The following is a 19,458-nucleotide window of genomic DNA, read 5'->3' on the forward strand; positions in this document are numbered from 1 at the left end:
TCGGTCTAAAGGGATAAACGCACAGCCAAAGCCGCCAACGTCACCAACAACACCGGCACCGTCAACACGATCCCGACCCGGAAGTAATAGCCCCAGCCAATGTGAATGCCCTTGCGCTCCAGCACATGCAGCCACAACAACGTCGCCAGACTGCCAATCGGCGTGATCTTCGGCCCCAAATCGCTGCCGATCACGTTGGCGTAAATCATCGCTTCCTTGATCACCCCGCTCGCCTGGTTCGCATCGATCGACAACAAACCGATCAACACCGTCGGCAGATTGTTCATGATCGACGACAGCAACGCGGTCAGCACACCGGTGCCCATCGCCGCGCCCCAGACGCCGTGCCCTGCGAAGACGTCCAGCCAACCCGCCAGATACCCGGTCAACCCGGCGTTGCGCAGGCCATAGACCACCAGATACATGCCCAGCGAGAAAATCACGATCTGCCACGGCGCTTCTTTCATCACTTTGCGCGTGGAAATCTTGTGGCCGCGGGCAGCGATGCCCAGCAACAGCGCGGCGCACACGGCGGATATCGCGCTGATCGGAATGCCCAGCGGCTCAAGGGCAAAACAGCCGATCAACAAGATCGCCAACACCGCCCAACCGGCATAAAACGTGGCTTTGTCGTGGATCGCAGTTTCTGGGTCTTCGAGCTGTTCGGGGTCGTAAGCCTTGGGAATGTCGCGGCGAAAGAACCACAGCAACATGCCCAACGTCGCCGCGACGCTGACGAAGTTGACCGGCACCATCACCGCCGCATAACGGTTGAAGCCGATGTGGAAGAAGTCTGCGGAAACAATGTTGACCAGGTTCGACACCACCAACGGCAGGCTGGCGGTATCGGCGATGAACCCGGCGCCCATGACAAATGCCAGAGTCGCCGCCGGGGAAAAACGCAGCGCCAGCAGCATCGAAATCACGATCGGCGTGAGGATCAGCGCCGCGCCGTCATTGGCGAACAACGCCGAAACCAGCGCGCCGAGCAACACCATGAAGGCAAACAGCTTGCGCCCGCTGCCCCGCCCCCAACGCGCCACATGCAGCGCGGCCCAATTGAAGAAACCCGCTTCGTCGAGCAGCAGACTGATGATGATCAGCGCGACGAAGGTGCCGGTGGCATTCCAGATGATCTGCCACACCAGCGGAATATCGCTCAGATGGACGACGCCAAAGATCAGCGCCAGCACGGCGCCAAGCGTCGCACTCCAGCCGACGCCGAGGCCTTTGGGTTGCCAGATGACAAGGGTGATGGTCAGCAGGAAAATCAGTGACGCAGCGAGCATCCGCGACAGCCTTCAATAATTGGGTAAAAAGACCACGACGAATGCCGAGCCAAGTAGATAAACCTGTGGGAGGCTCGCTCCCACAGGGGATTTTGGTCTGCTTATTTCTTGTGTTGTTCTACGAATTGTCCGTAAGCATTGATAAAACTCTGCAGAAAAGGTTTCACCGACTCGCTCAACTTGCCCGCCTCATCAAACGCCGAGCCCGCGCCGCCCAGATAGGCCTCCGGCTGCTGCATGCACGGCACATTCAGAAACACGAACGACTGACGCAGATGCTGGTTGGCCCCGAAGCCGCCAATGGCGCCCGGCGAGACGCTGATCACCGCGCCCGGCTTGCCGCTCCACACGGCTTTGCCATAAGGCCGCGAACCAACGTCAATCGCGTTCTTCAACGGCGCAGGCACCGAGCGGTTGTACTCCGGGGTCACAAACAGCACCGCGTCGGAAGAACCCACTTTTTCCCGGAAAGTGCTGTAGGCTGCCGGCGGTGAATCACCGTCGATGTCTTCGTTATAGAGTGGCAGATCGCCAATTTCGACAATCTCAAGTTTGAGATTCGCCGGGGCCAGCTCCGCCAGGGCCAGGGCGACCTTGCGATTGATCGATGCTTTGCGCAGGCTACCGACCACTACCGCGACGTTGTAGACATTGCTCATGGAAGACTCTCGATTGTCCGTGGGAGGAGCCAGTAGTTATAGATGATCCGGTGACGATTCCACCAGCACCCGAGGGAAATTCCCGCGTGTTGATTATTTTTTTCCTGTAGGAAAACTTACAGGCCTTGATGGCGGTCTACCAAGCCGCAAATCAAGCGTTTTATCTCCAGAGGTTCTAAGCAGATGGCAGCAGTACTCGTCGGTCAGTTCCATGCAAGAGATGCGGAAGGCCGCGTTTATTCCGTGCATGAGTTCCAGGAATCCAACCCGTCGGCAGACGGTGCGACTGGCTCGGAGCCTATTTACAAACTGGCCATTGGCGATCGCGTCAACAAGGTCAGTGAGAGCGAGTTCATCCTGGTTCAGTCCGGCATCACCCTGATCCGCGAACCTGAGCCAACCGTCGCTTCATAACTCAGCGTTATGAGCAGAAGTCATATGCGCAGACTTGGGGTAGGATTCAGCCACTGATGACCCCACCTGCTGAACATGGACTTCACGCATGCGTTTACGTCATATCGAAGTGATTCAGGCGCTTTTGCAGACCGGTCACCTGGGCACCGCCGCCGAATGGCTGCAGCTGCCCGTGACCGAGGTCGAAGAGCGTTTGCGTGAAGCCGAAAGTCAGTTGGGGTTCATGCTGTTCGCCAGTGTGCGTGGGCGCCTGCAATCGACGCCCGAAGCACGGGCGTTGCAAGTCGAAATCGCCCATGTCTATGAAGCGCTGGAGCCAGTTCAGCGTTTGGCCAGCAGCCTCAAACAGTACCTCGCCCCACCCTTGCGCATCATCGGCACCCCGCCGCTGGCGCAGCAATTATTGCCACAAAGTCTTGCCGCCCTGCGCCGACGCCTGCCCGACGCACCGTGCAGCCTGCTCAGCGCGCCGACCCGCGATATCGTCCGCAGCCTGTTGTTGCGTGAAAGCGATCTGGGCTTGAGCCTGCACGACCCCGAACATCCCGATATCGAATGCCGGCCACTGGCCCAAGGCAAGCTGCAACTGCTCGCGCCCCACGGCTGGCTGCAACCAAAACAGAAATACATTTCCCTGCAGGATCTGGCCGGCCAGGCCATGATCGGTCTCGAAGGTCAGGACCCGTTGAGCCCGGCGCTGGAAAACAAGCTTCAGGCCCTGCGCCCGGCACCGAGCATCCAGACCCGCGTACAAACCCACCAGATGATGCGCAGCATGGTCGAGGCCGGCGAAGGTCTGGCCATCGTCGACCCGTTCACCGCACTGGGCGCGCGCGCCGCCGGGCTGGATGTTTGTCCGTTGTCACCCGCCGTACCGATCAGTCTCTATGCCTTGACCTTCAAGCACACCGCGCCGTCATCGGCGATTCAGGCGTTACTCGCGATCATCACGGAACAAGCCGAGGCGATGTTGGCGAGCTGAGCGAATTTTCCAGCGGATTATCAAACAAGCGATACCAGAACAGCGCCACTTCAGCGGTGTTCGGGTCGATGCCGCGATAGCGTAACTGGTCGACCCCGCCGATCACATATCCGCAGCGCTCGTACAAACGACAGGCACCGAGATTGTTGTTCTGGGTTTCCAGCATGATCCCCGGCAGTTTCTTCTTGCGACTCCAGAACTGCGCCACGTCGAGCAACGCTTTCGCCACACCGTGCCGACGCGCCGGGGCATGCACGGCCAGTTCGTCGATATGGGCAAAGCCGTTCCAGTTGGTGCTGATCACCAGATGGCCGACCGGCTCATCATCCAGATACGCCATGAAAATCGCGCTGTCGGGCGCGTTGTGAAAGGCGCTGAATTCCTCTGGATCGATGCCGTAGCACTTGCGATACGGCACGATCGGCGTCACTCGCCATTGCTCGACCGGCTGGCCAATCACGGCGGCGCCATAGGCGGCGACTTCGAAACTGAAATCGCTGCCCCAGATATACGGCGCGAAGCCTTCATCGGCGACCCGCACCGACAGCCCTGGGTATTTCGGATTCATGACCGGTCGCATGCTCGCAAAGCTCCTCATTCCTTGACGCAATCGACGGTGTATTGCCGCCCATTGCCTTCATCTTCGTGCTGCAATCCATGCACATCCGCGACAAAACCGGGGAAGCTGCTATCGAACGTGCGAGCAAATTTCAGGTAATCGATGATCGAACGGGTCGATTCGGTAAAGCGCTCACCGGGCATGATCAACGGAATGCCCGGCGGGTACGGCACCAGCATCACCGCGGCGATGCGCCCTTCCAGCTCATTGATCGGTACTGCCTCGACTTCACCGCGCACCAGATGATCGTAGGCGTGAGCCGGCTTCATGGCGATCTCCGGGAGCACGGTGTACATGCGTTTAAGGTGTTTGGCCGTGGCATTGCTGCGGTAGCAGGCGTGCAGTTGATCGCACAAATCACGCAGGCCCATGCCGCGATAACGCGCGGTGTCTTGTTGCGCCACGCACGGCAGGCAGGTATCGAGGCGGACGTTGGCGTCATAGCTGCGTTTGAACTCCAGCAGCTCGGTGAGCAGCGTGCTCCACTTGCCTTTGGTGATGCCCATCGAGAACAGCACCAGAAAGGAATACAGGCCGGTTTTTTCGACCACCAGCCCACGTTCCCAAAGGAACTTGCTGACCACCGCCGCGGGAATACCCTTCTCGCTCAGCGCACCGCCGGCATTCAGCCCCGGCATGACCAGCGTGACCTTGATCGGGTCGAGCAACACGTAATCGTCACTGACCTCGCCGAACCCGTGCCAGTCGGCATCGGGCTGTAACAGCCAATCTTCAGTCTGCACACGGTCGATGCCTTCGACACCCGGCGGCTGCCAGATCGAAAACCACCAGTCATCGGCGGCAATGTGCTGGCGCAAATTGGCCAGCGCACGGCGGAAGCTCAGGGCTTCGTCGAAGGTTTCCTGCAACAGCGAACGTCCGGCCGGGCCTTCCATCATTGCAGACGCCACATCCAGCGAAGCAATGATGCTGTACTGCGGCGAGGTCGAGATGTGCATCATGAACGCTTCGTTGAAACGGTCGCGATCCAGTTGTCGCGCCCCGCCATCCTGCACATGAATCATCGAGGCCTGACTGAACGCGGCGAGCAGCTTGTGCGTGGAATGCGTAGTAAAGACCAGCGGGCTGTCTTCGCTGCGCGAAGTGGCCATACCGTAACGCCCGGCAAAGAATTCGTGGAACGCCGCATAGGCGTACCAGGCTTCGTCGAAATGCAGGACTTCGACGCTGTTGCCGAGGCTTTGCTTGATCAGTTCGGCGTTGTAGCAGAGGCCGTCGTAGGTCGAATTGGTGACCACGGCGAGTTTGACTTTCGGCGCGCGGCCCTTGGTCAGCGGACTGGCGTCGATCTTGGCCTGGATCGATTCGCGGCTGAACTCGCTGAGCGGAATCGGCCCGATGATGCCCAGTTCATTGCGCTCCGGGCACAGGTACAACGGGATCGCACCAGTCATGATGATCGCGTGCAACACCGACTTGTGGCAGTTGCGATCGACCAGCACCAGATCATCGCGACCGACCATCGAGTGCCAGACAATCTTGTTGGCGGTCGAAGTGCCATTGATCACGAAAAAGGTGTGATCAGCGCCAAAATTGCGCGCCGCCCGCGCTTCGGCTTCGGCGAGCGGGCCGGTGTGATCGAGCAGCGAACCAAGCTCTGGCACCGACACCGACAAATCCGAACGCAGGGTGTTCTCGCCAAAAAACTGATGGAACGCCTGCCCCACGGGACTCTTGTGATAGGCGACGCCACCGCCATGACCGGGTGTGTGCCAGGAATAATTGGAGTCGGCGGTGTGCTGCACCAGCGCCTTGAAAAACGGCGGCAGCAAACCATCCAGATATTTGCGCGCGGCCCGCGCCACTTGCCGGGCGAGAAACGGCACGGTGTCTTCAAACAGATAAAGAATGCCGCGCAATTGATTGAGCTCGGCCATGGCATCGGCCGGGGCGTTCTCTAGGGTGACTTGTTCGCCGAGGGCAAAGATCGGCAGATCCGGCGCACGCACCCGCGCCAGACCGATCAATTCGGCCATGTTCTGCAACAAATGCGAGTTTGTGCTGGCGTCTTCGGCGGCAATCAGCATGCATGCCAGGCCATGGTGGGTCGACGCGACCAACCGTCCTTCGGTGTAGTCGATGGCCGAAACGATATTGAACCCTTCCTGCTCCAGCTCCCGGGCGATGCCACGGATGCGGTCACCGGCGACCGTGTCGGCCTTGATGTCGCGATGGACGATCAACACCGGAAACTTCAAATCTTTGTACATGGGGCTCAGTGTCCTGAGGCGGCAGAATCGAATCTGCCAATGCACTCAGGGTAGAGGGTTGCAGCGAATGTGGCGAGGGTGGCCAGTTGTCAGTACTTGCAGGGGTGTTATGCCTGAGCGTCAGCTTCGGCAATTTGCGTCCACATCGCCGGGGCGCCCGCCGATTTGGCGATGATTTCCAGCCGCACAAGGTGCGCCGCCAATTCATCTTCAGTCGCGCGAATGATCCGCGCTGGCTGGCGATCCGCTGGCAAACGACGAATCTCGGTCGCCGAGTTGTCCGCGCCATCACCGGTGCCATTGCCGTCAGAAGCATTGCCGGCCAGCGACAGGCTGGTCTGGCCACCGGTCATGGTCAGGTAGACGTCGGCGAGAATCTCCGAGTCGAGCAAAGCGCCGTGCAGCTCGCGGCCAGAGTTGTCGACGCCGTAACGTTTGCACAAGGCATCGAGGCTGTTGCGCTGCCCCGGGTGACGTTCCCGGGCCATCATCAGGGTGTCGAGGATCGAGCAGTGCAGGGTGATATCAGCGCGATCCTGCTGGCCCATCAGCGCGAATTCGTTGTTGATGAAGCCAACGTCGAACGCCGCGTTATGGATGATCAGCTGCGCGCCTTTGATGAACTCGAAGAACTCATCGGCGACTTCGTTGAACCGCGGCTTGCCGACCAGAAATTCGTTGGTGATGCCGTGAACGCCGATGGCGCCTTCATCACTCTCGCGATCCGGTTGCAGGTAAACGTGAAAATGCCGGCCCGTCAGGCGCCGACCGATCAGTTCGACACAGCCGATTTCAATGATCCGGTGACCATCGGTCACCGGCATGCCGGTGGTTTCGGTATCGAGTACAACGGATCTGGTGGCCATCAGTGCTCAGCTCTCAACGGGTCGATCTTGCAAAAAACGCGGATGTTAACACGCTCGGGGGGGTGTTTCAGTCAGACCGTGTCGCCTCAATCGCCAGCAGGGCTAGCTGCCCACACTGGATCTGTGGCTTTCACAAATCCCCTGTGGGAGCCAGCCCTGCTGGCGATTGAATGCACCACGGTGTAACGACAAAATCAGCTCTGCTTGTAACCGCGCACTTCGTCCACGCCACGGTTAGCCAACTGGTCCGCCCGCTCGTTACCGTGATGGCCAATGTGCCCGCGCACCCATTTCCAGGTGACGGTGTGGCGATTGACCTGCTCGTCCAGCTCTTTCCACAGGTCAGCGTTTTTCACCGGTTCTTTCGCCGCTGTTTTCCAGCCGCGCTTCTTCCAGTTGGCCATCCACTCGTTGATGCCCTTCATCACGTACTGCGAGTCGGTCACCAGCAACACTTCGCACGGACGCTTCAAGGCTTCGAGGCCGCGAATCGCGCCGAGCAGTTCCATGCGGTTGTTGGTGGTATTGGCTTCGCCGCCCCACAGCTCTTTTTCCACGCCCTTGCACACCAGCAAGGCGCCCCAGCCGCCCGGGCCGGGGTTGCCTTTGCAGGCGCCGTCAGTGAACAGTTCTACGGTGTCGACGCTTTCAACGCTTTCGCTCATGCCACTCTATCCAGAATAAATGCCTGCCTCGCCGATCACGGATCGACGATGGCCCGGGCCGGGATAAATCCGGCCACAAATAAAAGAAGGTTTACGGTTCGATGCGGCGGCGATTGACCTTGGCCATCGGCAGCGGAATCAGCTTGCCCATCGGCTCGCGGCGTTCCTGCCGCAACGGCCGCAGCCCGACCACAATCTTGCGCGCGACCAATAAATAGAAGCCGCCGCCCGACAATTGCCAGTCGCCGGCCTTGCGTTCCCAGCCGGCCAGACGGGCCTGCCACTTGGGCGACGCGAGCGGCGGACGATAGCACCCGAAGCGGCGTTTCTCCAGCGCGAAGCCGAGCAGATTGAGCCAGTCGGCGACCCGCGACGGCGAGATGCAGCGGGCCTGACGCAAGGCGTCGTGAGAGAACACGTGGCGCAGGCCCCAAGTGCTCCAAGGGTTGATGCCGATAATCAGCAGATGCCCGCCGGGACGCACGCTGCTCGCCGCTTCACGCAGCAAACCGTGGGGAGACAGGCAGAAATCCAGACCATGCTGCATCACCACAACGTCGGCCGCATGCTCGCTCAATGGCCAGGCTTGTTCCTCGCAGACGATCTCGACCCCGGGCAACGGCGCGCCCAGACGCACGTTACGCTGCACTTGCGGCGCCGACGGCGGGGTTTCGGCCGATGGCCCGTAATGCACCAGATAGCCGCCGAAGAAGCGCCCGAGCTCATCGTCGAGCATGCGCCGCTCTTCATCCAGCAGAAATTGCCCGAGCGGCCCCGAGAGCCATTCACGGGCGGCGCTGATCAACGCCAGCCAGTCAGGATCAGCCTGAGCGAACGCTTTATCGGTCATGTCATTCTCCAACGCGCCAGGAACTACTAAGATGCGCCAATGTTTTCCGCTTGGCGAATTCCGACGATGATACAGATCAGTGCCCTGCCCGCGTTCACCGACAACTACATCTGGTTGTTACAAGACCATCGTACCCAACGCTGCGCGGTGGTCGATCCGGGCGATGCCGCGCCGGTTCTGGCCTGGCTCGAAGCCCACCCGGGCTGGGTGCTCAGCGATATCCTGATCACCCACCATCACCACGATCACGTCGGCGGCGTCGAACGCCTCAAGGCGGCGAGCGGCGCGACGGTCTACGGTCCGGCCAGTGAAAGCATCCCGGCGCGCGATGTGGCGCTCAAGGATAACGACAGCGTCAGCGTGCTCGGCTGGGACTTCGCTGTCTACGCGGTGCCCGGTCACACCTTGGGACACATTGCCTTTTACCACCACGGGCTGCTGTTCTGCGGCGACACCCTGTTCGCCGCCGGTTGCGGTCGACTGTTCGAAGGCACGCCGGAGCAGATGTATCACTCGCTCGGACGCCTGGCCGCTCTGCCCGACGATACGCTGGTCTACTGCACCCACGAATACACCCTGAGCAATCTGAAGTTTGCCGCCGCTGTCGAACCGGGCAACCCGGACATTGCCGCCCGTCTGGAAAAAGTCAGCCAGCAACGGCAAAACGGCGTCATGACCCTGCCGTCGACCATCGCCCTGGAAAAGCTCACCAATCCGTTTTTGCGCACCTCTGAAACATTGGTTACACAAAAAGTGGACGAACGGGCCGGCGCTCAAAACCGGGCGCCGAGTGAGGTTTTTGCGGCTCTGCGGGCCTGGAAAGATAAGTTCTAAGACCCCCTCCGGCTGGTACAAAAATTCTGAATGGTTGACCGCAAGGGGTGCGCTTTCTAGAATCGCCCGACATTTTTGCCCGGAACTTACTTCCAGCCAATGTCGTCATCCATACGTAAGTCCGTCAATTCAGACGCATTGACCCGCCTGGCGCAAGCCATCGCGGTGGCTGTGTCCGCCACGCTGGCGGGCTGTTCCAGCCATGCTCCGCAGACTGAAGCGACCCATACGCCGAACATTGCTGCGCGAGCCAAGCAGAAGCCGATCTGGCTGACCGAGAAGCCCAGCCCGCAGGTTCCCCAGGATATCTGGGAACGCATGCGCCAGGGCTTCCAGTTGCAGGAAGGCCTGGGCGTGAACCCGCGCATCGAGCAACAGCGCCTGTGGTTCGCCAGCAATCCCTCTTTCCTCGAGAACGCCGGCGAACGCGGCAGTCTCTACATTCATTACATCGTCGAACGCCTCGAAGAACGCAACATGCCGCTGGAACTGGCCCTGCTGCCAGTGATTGAAAGCGCCTACAACCCGATGGCCTATTCCCGGGCCGATGCTGTGGGTCTGTGGCAATTCATTCCTTCCACCGGGCGTTACTTCAACCTGCGTCAGACCCGTTTCTACGATGGCCGTCGCGATATCACCGCGTCGACCACCGCAGCCATGGATTACCTGACCCGTCTGCACGACATGTTCAACGGTGACTGGCTGCTGGCACTGGCGGCGTACAACGCCGGTGAAGGCACGGTCAGCCGCGCCATCGAACGTAACGAAAAGCTTGGCCTGCCCACCGACTACTGGAACCTGCCGCTGCCGGCGGAAACCCAGGCGTACGTGCCGAAACTGCTGGCACTGTCGCAAGTGGTACTGGCGCCGGAAGCCTACGGGGTGAACCTCAACCCGATCGCCAACGAACCGTACTTCCAGGTCGTCGAAATCAACCAGCGCATGGACCTGTCCAAGGTCGCTGCAGTGGCCAACATCGACGAAGACGAACTGTTCCAGCTCAACCCGGCCTTCAAGCAACGCACCACCATCGACGGCCCTCAGCATTTGCTGGTACCAACGTCGAAGGCGCAATTGCTCACCGCCAGTTTGCAGAACATGCGACCTGACGAACTGATCAGCACGCGTTCGCTGAAACCGGTGTTCGAAGGTGCCGATCCATCGGAAGTGGCCAAGCTCAAGCGTGCTTATCGCGTGAAGCGTGGCGATAACCTCGGCTCCATCGCCAAGGCCAACAAGGTCGAAGTGAAGGATCTGCAACGCTGGAACAAGCTCACCGGCAAGAACCTCAAGGTCGGCCAGACGCTGGTCATGCAGGACAACACCAAGCGCAGCCCGGCGCGCAAGTCCGGTCGGGTCAACACGGTGGTGGCGGCCAATAGCAAGACCAAAGGCAAGAGCGACAGCGAGCAGCAGACCCAATACAAGGTCAAACGCGGCGACACGCTGTACGTCGTGGCCAAGCGATTCAACGTCGAGATGCAGCATCTCAAGCGCTGGAATCCGGGTGCGGGCAAGGCATTGAAGCCGGGGCAGATGCTCACGGTTTACCAGCCGCACTGACAGAAGAGCCCCTGAGTTTTCAGGGGCTTTTTTATTGCCGCTTGTTTCATTGCCGATGAGTTGCCTCTCGCCGATTAACCGCGCATTAACCCGCATCTTTTTCCTGTCCAGACAAGCTGTTACTGTACGGCCCACAAAGCCCAAGCCGCCTGGATCGGATCTGACTTGAAGCGTCCCCTCCTCCTGCTCCTGATCAGCCTGGCCTTGAGCTCAACCGCAAGCGCGACGATTACCGAAAGTCACGGTTATGCGCAGTTCGGTACGCTCAAGTACCCGGCCAGATTTACCCACTTCGACTGGGTCAACCCGCAAGCGCCCAAGGGCGGTACGTTGCGGGTGATGGCGTTTGGCACCTTCGATACGGTCAATCCGTACACTTTCAAAGGCACCAGCCCGGTCACCACCGCGAATTTCCTCCAGTACGGCATCAACGAGCTGAACGAGCCGTTGATGGTCGGCACCGGCCAGTATTCGCCGTCTGGCGACGAACCGGCGTCCAGCTACGGCTTGATCGCGCAGTCGGTGGAATACAGCGAAGATCGCAGCTGGGTGGTGTTCAATTTGCGCCCCGAAGCACGTTTTCACGATGGCACACCGATCACCGCCTATGACGTGGCGTTCTCCTATCGAACGCTGCTCAAGGACGGCCATCCGCTGTACCGCACGGCCCTGCAGGAAGTGCTGCGGGTCGATATTCTCAATCCGCAGCGCATTCGTTTCGTGCTCAAGCGCTCGGGCAATCCGCTGTTGATCCTGCGCCTCGGCGAATTACCGGTGCTGCCGCAGCATTACTGGAAGGGCCGCGACTTCAAGGCCACCACCTTCGAGCCGCCACTGGGCAGCGGGCCGTATCGCATCACCTCGGTGACGCCCGGCCGGCAGTTGATCTTCGAACGGGTCAAGGATTACTGGGGCAAGGACCTGGCGGTCAATCGCGGCAAGTACAACTTCGATCGCATGGAAGTCGAGTTCTACCGCGACAGCGATGTCGCCTTCGAAGCGTTCAAGGCTGGCGAGTTCGACATCTACATCGAGCATCAGGCGAAGAACTGGGCCAACGGCTACAACTTCCCGGCCATACGCCGTGGCGACGTGATCAAGGCGCAGATCCCGCATCAGATCCCGACCCAGAGTCAGGGCCTGTTCATGAACACCCGCCGCACCACCTTCGCCGACGTGAAGACTCGCGAAGCGCTGGGCCTGATGTTCGACTTCGAATGGACCAACCGCGCGCTGTTCAGCGACGCCTACAAACGCACCACCAGTTACTACCCCAACAGCGAATTCACAACCACCGGCCTGCCGGTCGGGCATGAATGGCTGATGCTCAAGCCGTACAAAGAACAACTCCCGGCCAAGCTGTTCACCGAGCCGTTTACCCTGCCAAAGACCGACGGTCGCGGCATTCCCCGGGAGACCATGCGCAAGGCGCTGGCCCTGCTCGCCGAGGCCGGCTGGAAGCTCAACGGTCAGCGCCTGCAAAACGCTGACGGCCAACCGCTGCGGTTCGAGCTGCTGCTGGTCAATCCGAACCTGGAGCGCCTGTACCAGCCCTACATCGAGAACCTCAACAGCATTGGCATCGACGCGCGCCTGCGCACCGTAGATCGGGCGCAATACAAACAACGCCTCGATCAATTTGATTTCGACATGATCTCGATGACGCTCAACCAGACCTTAAGCCCGGGCCTTGAGCAATGGCAGTACTTCCACTCCAGTCAGGTCGGGGTCAAGGGCAGCAAGAATTACGCGGGCATCGCCAACCCGGTGGTCGATCACCTGCTCGAACAATTGCTCGCCGCGCGCACCCGCGACGAACAGGTCGCCGCCGGCAAGGCGCTCGACCGCGTGCTGCTCTGGCAGCACTACAGCATTCCCAACTGGTATCTGAATTATCACCGCCTGGCCTACCGCAATCGGTTGGCCTTCGTCACCACGCCGCCCTACACCCTGGGCCTGAGCGCGTGGTGGCTGAAGTCTTCGGAGAAAGATCGATGAAACCCATCCGCGCCCTGCTCGTCCAGGCCAGCGGCTTGCTGTTCGCCGGGCTGGCCTGCGCCGCCCCGCAACACGCCGTGACCCTGTACAACGAGCCGCCGAAATACCCGGCCGATTTCAAGCAATTCGATTACGTGAACCCCGATGCGCCCAAGGGCGGGGTCTTCCGTCAGGCCGGGTTCGGCGGCTTCGACAGCCTCAACCCGTTTATCAGCAAAGGCGTGCCGGCCGATGACATCGGGCAAATCTACGACACCCTGACCAAACACAGCCTCGACGAGCCGTTCACCGAATACGGCCTGATCGCCGGCAAAATCGAAAAAGCCCCGGACAACAGCTGGGTGCGGTTCTACCTGCGACCAGAGGCGCGCTTCAACGACGGTCATCCGGTGCGCGCCGACGACGTGGTGTTCAGCTTCAACACGCTGACCAAGGAAGGCTCACCGATGTTTCGCGGCTACTACAGCGACGTCTCGGAAGTGATCGCCGAAGACCCGCTGAAGGTGCTGTTCAAGTTCAAGCACAGCAACAATCGCGAATTGCCGCTGATCCTCGGCCAGTTGCCCGTGCTGCCAAAACACTGGTGGGCCGATCGCGATTTCAACAAAGGCAACCTGGAAATTCCGCTCGGTAGCGGACCGTACAAGGTCGCCGAGGTTAAGGCTGGCCGCTCGGTGCGTTACGAGCGGGTCAAGGATTACTGGGGCAAGGACCTGCCGGTCAACCGTGGCTTCTACAATTTCGACACGATGACCACCGATTACTACCGCGACAACACCGTCGCCCTTGAAGCGCTGAAGGCCGGGCAGTTCGATTACTGGCTGGAGATGACCGCGAAAAACTGGGCCAACGCCTACAACATTCCGGCGGTCACCGAGGGCCGTTTGATCAAGGAGCAAATCGCCAACAGCAACCCGACCGGCATGCAGGGTTTCGTCTTCAACCTGCGCCGTCCGGTGTTTCAGGACGTGCGCGTGCGTCAGGCACTGGGTCTGCTGTTCGATTTCGAGTGGACCAACAAGCAACTGTTCAACGGCGCCTATTTCCGCACCCGCAGCTATTTCGAAAACTCGGAAATGGCCGCCACCGGCCTGCCTGACGCCGATCAACGGGCGATCCTCGAGCCGTTCCGCAGCAAACTGCCGGCGCAGGTGTTCAGTGAAGCGTTCGAAAATCCGAAGACCGACGCCAGCGGCATGATCCGCACCCAGCAGCGCGAGGCCTATCAACTGCTGCAAGAGGCTGGCTGGAAGATCGTCGACGACAAAATGGTCGACGCTACCGGCAAACCGGTGGTCATCGAGTTCCTGTTGGCGCAGACCGAATTCGAACGGGTTCTGCTGCCGTTCAAACGCAACCTCAGCGACCTCGGCATCGATCTGGTGATCCGCCGCGTCGACGTTTCCCAGTACATCAACCGCGTGCGCTCGCGGGACTTCGACATGATGGTCGGCAGCTTCCCGCAGTCCAACTCGCCGGGTAACGAGCAACGCGAATACTGGATGAGCGCCGCCGCCGACAAGGCCAGCAGCCGCAACACCATGGGCCTGAAGGACCCGATCGTCGATCAACTGGTCGAGAACCTGATCAACGCCGATTCGCGCATCAGTCTGGTGGCCCATGCCCGTGCGCTGGATCGCGTGTTGCAGTGGGGCTTCTACGTGGTGCCCAACTGGCACATCAAGACCTGGCGCGTGGCTTACTGGAATCACATCGGTCACCCGAAGGTCTCACCCAAATACGACATCGGCACCAGCACCTGGTGGGTCAAGCCTGACGCGAAACCGGCGATAGAAGTCGAAACCAAACTGCAAGTCGACCCTGCGGGCACGGAGTAATCAGATGCTGGCGTATATTTTTCGGCGACTGCTGCTGATCATCCCGACGTTGTTCGGCATTCTGCTGATCAACTTCGTGATCATTCAGGCCGCGCCCGGTGGCCCGGTGGAACAGATGATCGCCAAGCTCGAAGGCTTCGAAGGCGCCACCAGCCGGATTGCCGGTGGCGGTGCCGAGGTGTCGGTGGCCGGTTCGTCCTATCGCGGCGCGCAGGGTCTGGACCCGGCGCTGATCAAGGAAATCGAGCACATGTACGGGTTCGACAAGTCGGCCCCGGAACGCCTGTGGATCATGGTCAAGAACTACGCGACGCTGGATTTCGGCGACAGTTTCTTCCGCGACGCCAAGGTCATCGACCTGATCAAGGAAAAGATGCCGGTGTCGATCTCGTTGGGGCTGTGGAGCACGCTGATCATGTACCTGGTGTCGATCCCGCTGGGGATCGCCAAAGCCACGCGCCACGGCAGCCACTTTGATGTCTGGACCAGTTCGGCGATCATCGTCGGCTACGCGATCCCGGCGTTCCTCTTTGCGATTCTGCTGATCGTGGTGTTTGCCGGCGGCAGTTATCTCGACTGGTTCCCGTTGCGCGGACTGACCTCGAACAACTTCGATGAGCTGAGTTTCGTCGGCAAGATCCTCGATTACTTCTGGCACTTGGCATTGCCGGTGACGGCGCTGGTGATCGGTAACTTCGCGACCATGACCCTGCTGACCAAAAACAGCTTCCTCGACGAGATCAACAAACAGTACGTGGTTACCGCCAAGGCCAAAGGCCTGACCCGTCATCGCGTGCTCTACGGCCATGTGTTCCGCAACGCCATGCTGCTGGTGATTGCCGGCTTCCCGTCGGCGTTTATCGGCATCTTCTTCACCGGTTCCTTGCTGGTGGAAGTGATCTTCTCCCTCGACGGCCTCGGCCTGATGAGTTTCGAAGCGGCGATCAACCGCGATTACCCGGTGGTGTTCGGCACCCTGTTCATCTTCACCCTGCTCGGATTGGTGGTGAAACTGATCGGCGACCTCACTTACACCCTGGTCGATCCGCGCATCGACTTCGAAAGCCGGGAGCATTGAGATGAACCTGTCCCCTCTCAACCGCCGCCGCTTCGAACTGTTCAAAGCCAACAAGCGCGGCTGGTGGTCGCTGTGGCTGTTTCTGATCCTGTTCGGCCTCAGCCTCGGCGCCGAACTGATCGCCAACGACAAGCCGTTGGTGGTGCATTACGACAACAACTGGTACTTCCCGGCGATCAAGCGCTATCCGGAAACCGCCTTCGGCGGCGAATTCCCGCTGGAAGCCAACTACAAGAGCCCGTACATCCGCGAACTGCTCAAGGCCAAGGATGCGTGGGTGTTGTGGGCGCCGATTCCCTACAGCTACCAGAGCATCAACTACGATCTGAAAGTCCCGGCCCCGGCGCCACCGTCGGCGGACAATCTGCTCGGCACTGACGATCAGGGTCGCGATGTGCTGGCGCGGGTGATTTACGGTTTCCGTATTTCCGTGCTGTTCGCGCTGACACTGACCGTGTTGAGTTCGATCATCGGCGTGATCGCCGGCGCCTTGCAGGGTTTCTACGGCGGCTGGGTCGATCTGGCCGGGCAGCGCTTTCTGGAGATCTGGTCGGGCTTGCCGGTGCTGTACCTGCTGATCATTCTCGCCAGTTTCGTGCAGCCGAATTTCTGGTGGCTGCTGGGGATCATGCTGCTGTTTTCGTGGATGAGCCTGGTCGACGTGGTGCGCGCCGAGTTCCTCCGTGGCCGTAACCTCGAATACGTACGCGCCGCGCGGGCGCTGGGCATGCAGAACGGTGCGATCATGTTCCGCCACATCCTGCCCAACGCGATGGTCTCGACCATGACGTTTATGCCGTTCATTCTCACCGGCGCCATCGGCACCCTCACCGCTTTGGACTTCCTCGGTTTCGGCTTGCCCGCCGGCAGTCCGTCGCTGGGTGAACTGGTCGCCCAGGGCAAATCCAACCTGCAAGCGCCGTGGCTGGGCATGAGTGCATTTGCCGTGCTGGCGTTGATGTTGAGTTTGCTGGTGTTTATCGGCGAGTCCGCTCGCGATGCCTTCGACCCGAGGAAGTGAAATGAATCAGGACAATCTGATCGAAGTGCGCGACCTCGCCGTCGAATTCGGTTTTGGCGAGCGCGTGCACCGGGTCGTTGAAGGCGTGAGTTTCGACATCAAGCGTGGCGAAACCCTCGCGCTGGTGGGCGAATCCGGCTCGGGCAAATCGGTGACTGCGCATTCGATCCTGCGCTTGCTGCCCTACCCGATGGCCCGCCACCCCGCCGGCAGTATTAATTACGCCGGGCAAAACCTGCTGGGGCTCAGTGAAAAAACCATCCGCCACATTCGTGGCAACCGCATTGCGATGATCTTTCAGGAGCCGATGACCTCGCTAAACCCACTGCACTCGATCGAGAAGCAGATCAACGAAGTCCTCGGCATCCACAAGGGCTTGACCGGTAAAGTCGCGACCAAGCGCACGCTGGAACTGCTGGAGATGGTCGGCATCCCCGAGCCGCACAAGCGCCTCAAAGCCCTGCCCCACGAATTGTCCGGTGGTCAGCGCCAGCGCGTGATGATCGCCATGGCCCTGGCCAACGAGCCGGAACTGCTGATTGCTGACGAACCGACCACCGCTCTGGACGTGACCGTTCAGCTGAAAATCCTCGATTTGCTCAAGGAATTGCAGGCTCGATTGGGCATGTCGCTGTTACTGATCAGTCACGATTTGAACCTGGTGCGAAGAATTGCGCATCGCGTATGTGTCATGCAGCGCGGTTGCATCGTCGAACAGGCATCGTGCGAAGAGCTGTTCCGTTCGCCACAGCATCCGTACACTCGGGAATTGCTCGGCGCGGAGCCCAGCGGAGGCCCGGCGAGCAATAAAATCGGCGCGCCGCTGCTTGAAGTCGAGGACCTGAAAGTCTGGTTCCCGATCAAGAAAGGCCTGCTCAAGCGCACGGTGGATCACGTCAAGGCAGTCGACGGCATCAATTTCAGCCTGCCTCAGGGTCAGACCTTGGGGATTGTGGGCGAAAGCGGTTCCGGCAAATCCACATTGGGTCTGGCGATTTTGCGCTTGATCGGCAGCAAAGGCGCGATCCGTTTTGAGGGCAAGCAGCTAGACTGCCTGACGCAGAACGAGGTTCGCCCGTTGCGTCGGGAGATGCAGGTGGTGTTTCAGGACCCGTTTGGCAGCTTGAGCCCGCGCATGTGTGTCAGTGACATCGTTGGCGAAGGCCTGCGGATTCACAAGATGGGCACCGCCGAGGAGCAACAGGCGGCGATTATTGCGGCTTTGAAGGAGGTAGGTCTGGATCCGGAAACCCGGCACCGCTACCCCCACGAATTTTCCGGTGGGCAACGGCAACGAATCGCCATTGCCCGGGCCTTGGTGCTGAAACCGGCGCTGATCCTGCTGGACGAGCCGACTTCGGCCCTCGACCGGACGGTGCAGCGGCAAGTAGTGGAGCTGTTGCGTTCACTGCAAGCCAAGTACAACCTGACGTATTTGTTTATCAGCCATGACCTGGCTGTCGTCAAAGCGCTGAGCCACCAGTTGATGGTGGTCAAGCATGGCCAAGTGGTCGAACAGGGAGACGCGCAAAGTATTTTTGCCGCCCCCCAACATCCGTATACACAGCAGTTGCTGGAAGCCGCTTTTTTGGCACCAGCCACTGCGCAATAACCTGAAAGAGGAGCAACACATGGGTTTTCTCGCCGGTAAGCGCGTACTGATCGTCGGTGTCGCCAGCAAGCTGTCCATCGCATCCGGCATCGCTGCCGCCATGCATCGCGAGGGCGCTGAGCTTGCCTTCACTTATCAGAACGACAAACTGAAAGGTCGTGTTGAAGAATTCGCCCAAGGCTGGGGTTCGAGCCCTGAGCTGTGCTTCCCGTGCGACGTGGCCAGCGATGAAGAAATCGCCAAGGTCTTCGAAGCACTGAGCAAGAAGTGGGATGGCCTGGACTGCATCGTTCACTCCGTTGGTTTCGCCCCGGGCGACCAACTGGACGGCGACTTCACCGAAGCCACCACCCGTGACGGTTTCCGCATCGCTCACGACATCAGCGCCTACAGCTTCGTGGCCCTGGCCAAAGCCGGTCGCGAAATGATGAAAGGCCGCAACGGCAGCCTGCTGACCCTGTCGTACCTGGGCGCCGAGCGCACCATGCCGAACTACAACGTCATGGGCATGGCCAAGGCTTCGCTGGAAGCTGGCGTGCGTTACCTGGCCGGCTCCCTGGGCCCGGACGGCACTCGCGTCAACTGCGTATCGGCTGGCCCGATCCGTACCCTGGCAGCTTCCGGCATCAAGAACTTCCGTAAAATGCTGGCCGCCAACGAAGCGCAAACTCCGCTGCGTCGCAACGTCACCATCGACGAAGTCGGCAACGCCGGCGCCTTCCTGTGCTCCGACCTGGCCTCGGGCATCAGCGGCGAAATCATGTACGTCGACGGCGGCTTCAACACCACCGCCATGGGCAACATCGAAGAGTGATCTTCGCTTAGCCGATAAAAAACCCGCCTGTTCAGGCGGGTTTTTTTATGCCCACAATTCCCGCAACACCAAAAATCCCTTTGTAGGAGTGGGGATGGTTGCGACCGAGGTGGGGTAGAAGAGGA

General features: G+C 60.1%; 17 protein-coding genes. 10 read left to right on the top strand and 7 right to left on the bottom strand.

Annotation, left to right across the window (positions count from 1 at the left end):
- Nucleotides 1-5: 5 nt before the first annotated feature.
- Nucleotides 6-1,289 (bottom strand): arsenic transporter, encoded by a 1,284-nt coding sequence (locus tag ACQ4OE_RS26485; RefSeq protein WP_430948435.1) that lies wholly within the window; start codon nucleotides 1,287-1,289, stop codon nucleotides 6-8.
- A gap of 101 nt (nucleotides 1,290-1,390) precedes the next feature.
- Nucleotides 1,391-1,948 (bottom strand): NADPH-dependent FMN reductase, encoded by a 558-nt coding sequence (locus tag ACQ4OE_RS26490; RefSeq protein ID WP_007910565.1) that lies wholly within the window; start codon nucleotides 1,946-1,948, stop codon nucleotides 1,391-1,393.
- A 183-nt stretch (nucleotides 1,949-2,131) separates the two neighbouring features.
- On the opposite strand from ACQ4OE_RS26490, the gene ACQ4OE_RS26495 reads away from it, so the two are divergent.
- Nucleotides 2,132-2,362 carry a hypothetical protein gene (locus ACQ4OE_RS26495; protein WP_430948436.1) on the top strand — a complete coding sequence of 77 codons (231 nt, stop codon included), beginning with the start codon at nucleotides 2,132-2,134 and terminating at the stop codon, nucleotides 2,360-2,362.
- Nucleotides 2,363-2,450: 88 nt separating this feature from the next.
- A complete protein-coding gene (locus ACQ4OE_RS26500) occupies nucleotides 2,451-3,344 on the top strand; it encodes a LysR family transcriptional regulator (protein ID WP_430948437.1) in 894 nt (297 codons plus the stop codon).
- Here ACQ4OE_RS26500 and ACQ4OE_RS26505 read toward each other — a convergent pair.
- The 5 genes from ACQ4OE_RS26505 to ACQ4OE_RS26525 all read right to left on the bottom strand — a co-directional run bounded on the left by ACQ4OE_RS26505 (nucleotide 3,310) and on the right by ACQ4OE_RS26525 (nucleotide 8,575).
- A complete protein-coding gene (locus ACQ4OE_RS26505; protein WP_122594327.1) occupies nucleotides 3,310-3,924 on the bottom strand; it encodes a GNAT family N-acetyltransferase in 615 nt (204 codons plus the stop codon). The two genes, ACQ4OE_RS26500 and ACQ4OE_RS26505, sit on opposite strands and share 35 nt — an antisense overlap.
- Nucleotides 3,925-3,938: 14 nt before the next feature.
- Nucleotides 3,939-6,194 (bottom strand): Orn/Lys/Arg decarboxylase N-terminal domain-containing protein, encoded by a 2,256-nt coding sequence (locus tag ACQ4OE_RS26510; RefSeq protein ID WP_430948438.1) that lies wholly within the window; start codon nucleotides 6,192-6,194, stop codon nucleotides 3,939-3,941.
- A gap of 107 nt (nucleotides 6,195-6,301) precedes the next feature.
- On the bottom strand, nucleotides 6,302-7,060 hold the full coding sequence (dnaQ, locus tag ACQ4OE_RS26515) for a DNA polymerase III subunit epsilon (protein ID WP_430948439.1): 759 nt from the start codon (nucleotides 7,058-7,060) through the stop codon (nucleotides 6,302-6,304).
- A gap of 194 nt (nucleotides 7,061-7,254) precedes the next feature.
- Nucleotides 7,255-7,725, bottom strand: a complete 471-nt coding sequence (rnhA, locus tag ACQ4OE_RS26520; RefSeq protein WP_064118581.1) for a ribonuclease HI — start codon at nucleotides 7,723-7,725, stop codon at nucleotides 7,255-7,257.
- Nucleotides 7,726-7,816: 91 nt separating this feature from the next.
- Nucleotides 7,817-8,575, bottom strand: coding sequence for a class I SAM-dependent methyltransferase (locus tag ACQ4OE_RS26525; RefSeq protein WP_430948440.1), 759 nt, complete (start codon nucleotides 8,573-8,575; stop codon nucleotides 7,817-7,819).
- 66 nt (nucleotides 8,576-8,641) lie between these two features.
- Here ACQ4OE_RS26525 and gloB point away from each other — a divergent pair, with 66 nt between their 5' ends.
- The 8 genes from gloB to fabI all read left to right on the top strand — a co-directional run bounded on the left by gloB (nucleotide 8,642) and on the right by fabI (nucleotide 19,333).
- Nucleotides 8,642-9,409 carry a hydroxyacylglutathione hydrolase gene (gene gloB, locus ACQ4OE_RS26530; RefSeq protein WP_430948441.1) on the top strand — a complete coding sequence of 256 codons (768 nt, stop codon included), beginning with the start codon at nucleotides 8,642-8,644 and terminating at the stop codon, nucleotides 9,407-9,409.
- A 99-nt stretch (nucleotides 9,410-9,508) separates the two neighbouring features.
- On the top strand, nucleotides 9,509-10,972 hold the full coding sequence (locus ACQ4OE_RS26535) for a transglycosylase SLT domain-containing protein (protein WP_430948442.1): 1,464 nt from the start codon (nucleotides 9,509-9,511) through the stop codon (nucleotides 10,970-10,972).
- A 165-nt stretch (nucleotides 10,973-11,137) separates the two neighbouring features.
- Nucleotides 11,138-12,970 (top strand): extracellular solute-binding protein, encoded by a 1,833-nt coding sequence (locus ACQ4OE_RS26540; RefSeq protein ID WP_430948443.1) that lies wholly within the window; start codon nucleotides 11,138-11,140, stop codon nucleotides 12,968-12,970.
- On the top strand, nucleotides 12,967-14,808 hold the full coding sequence (locus tag ACQ4OE_RS26545) for an extracellular solute-binding protein (RefSeq protein WP_430948444.1): 1,842 nt from the start codon (nucleotides 12,967-12,969) through the stop codon (nucleotides 14,806-14,808). The genes ACQ4OE_RS26540 and ACQ4OE_RS26545 overlap by 4 nt, the downstream gene beginning before the upstream one ends.
- 4 nt (nucleotides 14,809-14,812) lie before the next feature.
- Nucleotides 14,813-15,886, top strand: coding sequence for a microcin C ABC transporter permease YejB (locus tag ACQ4OE_RS26550; RefSeq protein WP_430948445.1), 1,074 nt, complete (start codon nucleotides 14,813-14,815; stop codon nucleotides 15,884-15,886).
- 1 nt (nucleotide 15,887) lies between these two features.
- Complete coding sequence (locus ACQ4OE_RS26555; protein WP_007910587.1) at nucleotides 15,888-16,907, top strand: ABC transporter permease; 1,020 nt, start codon at nucleotides 15,888-15,890, stop codon at nucleotides 16,905-16,907.
- Between the two features lies 1 nt (nucleotide 16,908).
- Nucleotides 16,909-18,519, top strand: a complete 1,611-nt coding sequence (locus ACQ4OE_RS26560) for an ABC transporter ATP-binding protein (protein ID WP_150650479.1) — start codon at nucleotides 16,909-16,911, stop codon at nucleotides 18,517-18,519.
- Between the two features lie 19 nt (nucleotides 18,520-18,538).
- On the top strand, nucleotides 18,539-19,333 hold the full coding sequence (fabI, locus tag ACQ4OE_RS26565) for an enoyl-ACP reductase FabI (protein WP_007910591.1): 795 nt from the start codon (nucleotides 18,539-18,541) through the stop codon (nucleotides 19,331-19,333).
- Nucleotides 19,334-19,458: the final 125 nt, after the last annotated feature.

It is taken from the genome of Pseudomonas sp. WC2, assembly GCF_050586545.1.
Classification (GTDB): domain Bacteria; phylum Pseudomonadota; class Gammaproteobacteria; order Pseudomonadales; family Pseudomonadaceae; genus Aquipseudomonas.

Excerpts from the sequence above, each read along its gene's own strand:
- ACQ4OE_RS26510 (WP_430948438.1), bottom strand. The coding sequence starts at position 6,194 with ATGTACAAAGATTTGAAGTTTCCGGTGTTGATCGTCCATCGCGACATC.
- ACQ4OE_RS26555 (WP_007910587.1), top strand. The coding sequence starts at position 15,888 with ATGAACCTGTCCCCTCTCAACCGCCGCCGCTTCGAACTGTTCAAAGCC.
- fabI (WP_007910591.1), top strand. The coding sequence starts at position 18,539 with ATGGGTTTTCTCGCCGGTAAGCGCGTACTGATCGTCGGTGTCGCCAGC.
- ACQ4OE_RS26495 (WP_430948436.1), top strand. The coding sequence starts at position 2,132 with ATGGCAGCAGTACTCGTCGGTCAGTTCCATGCAAGAGATGCGGAAGGC.
- ACQ4OE_RS26550 (WP_430948445.1), top strand. The coding sequence starts at position 14,813 with ATGCTGGCGTATATTTTTCGGCGACTGCTGCTGATCATCCCGACGTTG.
- rnhA (WP_064118581.1), bottom strand. The coding sequence starts at position 7,725 with ATGAGCGAAAGCGTTGAAAGCGTCGACACCGTAGAACTGTTCACTGAC.
- gloB (WP_430948441.1), top strand. The coding sequence starts at position 8,642 with ATGATACAGATCAGTGCCCTGCCCGCGTTCACCGACAACTACATCTGG.
- ACQ4OE_RS26535 (WP_430948442.1), top strand. The coding sequence starts at position 9,509 with ATGTCGTCATCCATACGTAAGTCCGTCAATTCAGACGCATTGACCCGC.
- ACQ4OE_RS26545 (WP_430948444.1), top strand. The coding sequence starts at position 12,967 with ATGAAACCCATCCGCGCCCTGCTCGTCCAGGCCAGCGGCTTGCTGTTC.
- dnaQ (WP_430948439.1), bottom strand. The coding sequence starts at position 7,060 with ATGGCCACCAGATCCGTTGTACTCGATACCGAAACCACCGGCATGCCG.
- ACQ4OE_RS26560 (WP_150650479.1), top strand. The coding sequence starts at position 16,909 with ATGAATCAGGACAATCTGATCGAAGTGCGCGACCTCGCCGTCGAATTC.
- ACQ4OE_RS26500 (WP_430948437.1), top strand. The coding sequence starts at position 2,451 with ATGCGTTTACGTCATATCGAAGTGATTCAGGCGCTTTTGCAGACCGGT.
- ACQ4OE_RS26525 (WP_430948440.1), bottom strand. The coding sequence starts at position 8,575 with ATGACCGATAAAGCGTTCGCTCAGGCTGATCCTGACTGGCTGGCGTTG.
- ACQ4OE_RS26485 (WP_430948435.1), bottom strand. The coding sequence starts at position 1,289 with ATGCTCGCTGCGTCACTGATTTTCCTGCTGACCATCACCCTTGTCATC.
- ACQ4OE_RS26505 (WP_122594327.1), bottom strand. The coding sequence starts at position 3,924 with ATGCGACCGGTCATGAATCCGAAATACCCAGGGCTGTCGGTGCGGGTC.
- ACQ4OE_RS26490 (WP_007910565.1), bottom strand. The coding sequence starts at position 1,948 with ATGAGCAATGTCTACAACGTCGCGGTAGTGGTCGGTAGCCTGCGCAAA.